Source organism: Serratia sp. T13T92, from assembly GCF_047530105.1.
Lineage (GTDB): Bacteria > Pseudomonadota > Gammaproteobacteria > Enterobacterales > Enterobacteriaceae > Chania > Chania fonticola.
In genome coordinates this window covers 1-783 of the sequence record NZ_JBLJAK010000131.1, presented here as the reverse complement: position 1 = coordinate 783, position 783 = coordinate 1, and the positions used below count along the sequence as shown (strand labels likewise).

Here is a 783-nt window from a genome sequence, read left to right as displayed (position 1 = left end):
AGCACTTCCTGCCGGTACAGCGGCAGCGCGAACTGGAATTTGTTGATGATGATTTGCGCGACCAGCGACGGCGTGGCGTAGCTTTTAGGGAACACCGCCGGCACCGACGGTGCCACCTTCACGCTGCTGCCCTGGAAAATCACCCTACCTTAAACCCCACGACCGAACACTGTGGGGATTTAACGACGCTTACAGAAAAGCCAGGAGTTCCATGGAAACCTGTTTCAAGATCCTTCAGCTCAAGTTCGACCAGAAGCTGACCAACCGTTGTATCGGGCTGACGATGAAAATCAGTGCCTCGACGGTTTTTGAGGTTCTCGCCCGCTTTAAAGCCACGTCTCTGCCATGGCCTCTTCCTGAAGCGATATCCCACGATGGCCTTGAAAAACTCATCTTCCCGGCCAAAGGCATACCTGCATCAGAGCGGGTCATGCCGGATTTGCTTCACTTCGATACCGAGATGAGAAAATCCGGCGTGACGCGGCAACTGCTATGGATGGAGTACAAGGCTCAGGCCGGGGAACTGGCGATGGGGTACTCCCACTTCTGCCGCTGTTATCGGGAGTGGAAAAAGACACGCCGCCTCTCAATGCGCCAGGAGCACCGTGCCGGTGAAAAGCTCTTTATCGACTTCTGCGGCCCGACGGTTCCCGTCATCAGTAAGCGTCGTTAAATCCCCACAGTGTTCGGTCGTGGGGTTTAAGGTAGGGTGATTTTCCAGGGCAGCAGCGTGTCCCAGTCGATGGCGTCGTCCGGCGATTTCAGCGCCGTCAGCAACGCATG

General features: G+C 56.1%; 2 pseudogenes. One reads left to right on the top strand and one right to left on the bottom strand.

Annotated elements, in window-relative coordinates:
* Window positions 1-92, bottom strand: a pseudogene (locus ACMV5I_RS29555) (IS66 family transposase); the annotation flags it as partial.
* Between the two features lie 119 nt (window positions 93-211).
* Here ACMV5I_RS29555 and ACMV5I_RS29550 point away from each other — a divergent pair.
* Window positions 212-661 (top strand): annotated as a pseudogene (locus ACMV5I_RS29550) (IS21 family transposase); the annotation flags it as partial.
* Window positions 662-783 lie beyond the last annotated feature (122 nt).